Origin of the sequence: Vibrio sp. ZOR0018 (genome assembly GCF_963865925.1) — a bacterium.
Classification (GTDB): Bacteria; Pseudomonadota; Gammaproteobacteria; order Enterobacterales; family Vibrionaceae; genus Vibrio; species Vibrio anguillarum.
Map to the genome: position 1 here is coordinate 1 of NZ_CAWMCN010000021.1, position 3,641 is coordinate 3,641.

The 3,641-nt window shown below is 41.6% G+C and carries 4 protein-coding genes and 1 pseudogene; 4 read left to right on the top strand and 1 reads right to left on the bottom strand.

Features of this window, described 5'->3' with window-relative positions:
- On the bottom strand, window positions 1-559 hold a 559-nt coding region (locus AACR75_RS00815), incomplete at its 3' end, for a retention module-containing protein (protein WP_047691413.1).
- Window positions 560-991: 432 nt separating this feature from the next.
- Between AACR75_RS00815 and AACR75_RS00820 the strand changes: the two genes are divergently transcribed.
- The 4 genes and pseudogenes from AACR75_RS00820 to AACR75_RS00835 form a co-directional block, all read left to right on the top strand.
- Window positions 992-2,302: a TolC family outer membrane protein gene (locus AACR75_RS00820; protein ID WP_013856940.1), complete on the top strand. Its 1,311-nt coding sequence runs from the start codon at window positions 992-994 to the stop codon at window positions 2,300-2,302.
- Window positions 2,283-2,918, top strand: a complete 636-nt coding sequence (locus tag AACR75_RS00825; RefSeq protein ID WP_047691416.1) for an OmpA family protein — start codon at window positions 2,283-2,285, stop codon at window positions 2,916-2,918. Before AACR75_RS00820 ends, AACR75_RS00825 begins: the two co-directional genes overlap by 20 nt.
- 117 nt (window positions 2,919-3,035) lie before the next feature.
- Complete coding sequence (locus AACR75_RS00830; protein ID WP_013856942.1) at window positions 3,036-3,386, top strand: DUF2750 domain-containing protein; 351 nt, start codon at window positions 3,036-3,038, stop codon at window positions 3,384-3,386.
- A gap of 42 nt (window positions 3,387-3,428) precedes the next feature.
- A pseudogene (locus AACR75_RS00835) lies at window positions 3,429-3,539 on the top strand (IS481 family transposase); the annotation flags it as partial.
- Window positions 3,540-3,641: the final 102 nt, after the last annotated feature.

The following is a 3,641-nucleotide window of genomic DNA, read 5'->3' on the forward strand; positions in this document are numbered from 1 at the left end:
CGGTGTTCTCCGCCGCGTCTTCGGTCACGCTGCCGCTCACCGCGCCTTGGATGTCTGCCTTATCGTTCGCACCATTGATGCCCGTCACAATTGACCCTAAAACACTTTGAGAATAGCCTTCTAATAGCGTTAAACTTTGTGTTTCAGAGAGGCCTAGCGCGGTGAGTGCTGACGTGGAGAATTCTGTTGCGGCTATGGTTTCCGAAGCGTCGCGAGCGATGCTGACTGAACCCGTCGGGCTTGAACCGTTCGATTCACCCGCTGCAGTTGCAAGATCTTCGCCTAGCTGTGTTGGGTCTTGGCCTTGCTCTAATGCTGCGAAAATTTCATTGATGTCATTGGTTATGTCTACGTTGCGACCATCGGCGTTAACTCTTGATATTTGTACATCATTATTATTGCCTACATCGTCTTGGGTAGCGTTACTGGCACTGATGATTATTTCACCAGGCAAGGTTTTTTCTCCTGGCTGAAGCACCCGTACATTGCCATTTGCATCCACAACGATCATCTGACCGAAAGTTAATGTTGTACCTAAAGAAAAAGAACCAAGTTCCATATAATGCCTCTAATAACTTCCGAATTCACAACGATGCGACTGTTTACATTCCTACATCTTTGCTACGTAATTTGTCATTTCTAATGGTAATAAATTAGCATTTAACACCTGTAATACAAAGGAAAAACCATTTTTACACCTTCTTATGTGACGTAGGTGGAGACTTAAGTCACACATTTATAGTTTGAATCAATATCACACTAAAGATGTACTTTATTATAAAAATAATCAACAATGTTTAATAAATGTTAATTGATGATTTGGTGTATGATTCTTTGCTAAAATCACGAATGTAATGAATATGTTACTGTTTACTGATGAGAATTTAATGTTATTTTGTTGCGTTTTTCCATCAAGCGTCTCGATAATGAAACAGCTAATGCCGTACTATTGCGGCTTAAAAGAAGTAGAAGTCCCTAGAGGAGTGCCCAAGTGAATTGGATGAATATGAAAACGTTGAGCTACGCCATCGCACTCAGCTTCCCGATCTCTGTATATAGCCAGACTCTTGAGCAAGCGGTGTCAATAACGCTTGCAACCAATCCAAATATTAAAAGTGCATATAACGAATATGTGAGTAAGCGCTATAATAGCGAAGCCTCTTCTGGTGCTTATCTTCCAAGGATCGATCTCGATGCTGGTATTGGCTACGAAGCGGTAGATTTAGCCTCTGGTACTGAAAATGAACTTACTCGTAAAGAAGCCACCATTACCTTAACCCAACTGATTTGGGATGGTTCTTCGACTTTAAACGATATTGATCGTACTTCGGCCGATGCCGAATCCGTTCGTTTCCAACTCTTAGCTGACGCTCAAGATATCGCATTAGAGGTCACTAAGGTGTATCTCGATGCAACGAAAGCGTTTGAAATACTGACACTTTCTGAAAGCAACCTCTCAGTACATAAGAAAATATATCGTGATATACAAAAGCGTGTGGAATCAGGCATTGGTTCAACCGCTGATCTTTCTCAGGTTGAAGCTCGTCTAGCTAAAGCCCATGGCAATCTTTTAGCTGCACAGAATAATCTGTTTGATATACATACCCAGTTTAAACGGTTGGTAGGTCAACCTCCTCAAGATTTAATTTTCCCTAGAGCAGACCACTCTGCTTTGCCTTTTACCGTTGATGACGCTTTAGAAAAAGCCTACCAAGATCACCCGGTCATCAAAGTAGCGCAAGCCGATGTCGATTCCGCAAAGTTTCAATATAAACAAACTCAGGGAACAAATTACCCAACGTTATCTTTCGAAGCTGCACAAACATGGCGTGATGATGCCGGTGGGATAGAAGGTAGCAGCGATGAATTCTCGGCCATGATTAGGATGCGTTACAACCTATATAATGGTGGTTCAGATTCTGCGCGCACCGACAGTGCAGCCTACCAAATGAACAAAGCGAAAGATTTAAGAGATCGGACTTATCGTAGTGTTGAAGAGGGGTTGCGTTTATCTTGGAGCGCTCTTGATTTGACATTACAACAAAAAGAATTTTTAGCCGATCATGTTGATTCTGCTTCAGATACGGTTATTGCTTATGAAAAACAATATAAGCTCGGCAAGCGAACACTATTGGATGTGTTGAATACTGAAAATGAGCTTTTCGAAGCAAGAAAAGGTTATCTCGATGCCAAATACGATGAACAGTATGCAAAATACCGTGTTATGAATGCAACTGGGTCATTGTTGAGTTCGTTGAGAGTGGATACACCCAAAGAGTGGCATGATGCGGTGGAGTACTAACATGTTGAAATACTTATGGCCAATGATAGCGAGCTTACTCTTTATCACCTCGACGACTTCATCTGCTAGAGATGATTATCCATATATTGATATGCCACTCGCTGATCAAATAGACGATTTACGTGACGATGATTTTGACGGCGTGATTAATGCCAGAGATTTGTGCCCCGAAACACCATTGAAGTCAGAGATCGATAATGATGGTTGTGGCACTTTCATTAAAACCGAAGAGCAACTCCAGCTTAGAATTCTGTTTGCGAATGATTCAGCGACAGTCAACCCTGTGTTTCTAAGTCAAATACGGTCAATGGCCAATTTTCTCAAGCAATACCCTTCAGCTTCGATTGAATTACAAGGTTATGCCAGTAAGGTTGGGAATCCAGGTTATAACTTAGAGTTATCGAAAAACCGAGCTTATAATGTCGAGAAGGCGCTTGTTAGTTACGGCATTAGCCATACTCGTGTCCGTATTGTTGGTTTTGGTGATACTGAACTGACAGAAAATGGTGATGATGATATTAGCCATGCGATGAATAGAAAAGTTGTCGCCACTGTCGTCGGCCACAAAGGTTCGGTGAAAGAAGAGTGGACCATTTTCACCAAACGCGAGCGTTGAAATCGATATTTATCGAGGATTGGGGCGTTTTCGCCCCTTTTTTCTGTCTAAAATTGTAATGAGTTTACTAGCACAAAATGCTATCCTTGCGCGTCATCACCTTATGAGATAAAGATAATGAGCAAATTAACTGCTGACCTTCAAGCAAACTTAGAATTGTTTATTGAACAAACAAAAGAGACCCAACTAGTATGGGGCTTAAAAAATGAAGATGGTTGGCTGGCATGCGACTCGACAGAATTTGAAAGTAGTGAAGTTATGCCCTTTTGGTCAACCAAAGAAGATGCACAAACTCACAACGTTGAAGAGTGGTCTGACTTCGAAGTGTTAGAAATCCCTCTCGATATTTTCGTAGAAGATTGGTTGATTACCCTTGATGAAGATGGTGTATTAATTGGCACCAACTGGAATGCAAGCTTAGAAGGTAAAGAAGTAGAACCTGCAGATTTGGCCAAAATGTACCTTTAGTTGTATGATTCATAGACATCCTTTCAACTATACTGGATGTCTATGGACAGAGAAATCCAACAAAGATTACAGTGGCTAAAAATGTATGAGGGATGTGGTGATGCAGGTCTCGTATGTCGACGCTGTGGTATTTCTAGACCGACATTACGTAAATAGATGAAGCGGTATAAGCAGCGTGGAATCACAGGTCTGGAAAGCCAGAGCAAACGCCCTAATGCCGATCAGTTAAGACTTTAATCGGCAGATCAGTTGAAT

What these genes read in the sequence shown, in the direction of transcription:
- AACR75_RS00830 (WP_013856942.1), top strand. Translation starts at nt 3,036, where the DNA reads ATGAGCAAATTAACTGCTGACCTTCAAGCAAACTTAGAATTGTTTATT.
- AACR75_RS00825 (WP_047691416.1), top strand. Translation starts at nt 2,283, where the DNA reads ATGATGCGGTGGAGTACTAACATGTTGAAATACTTATGGCCAATGATA.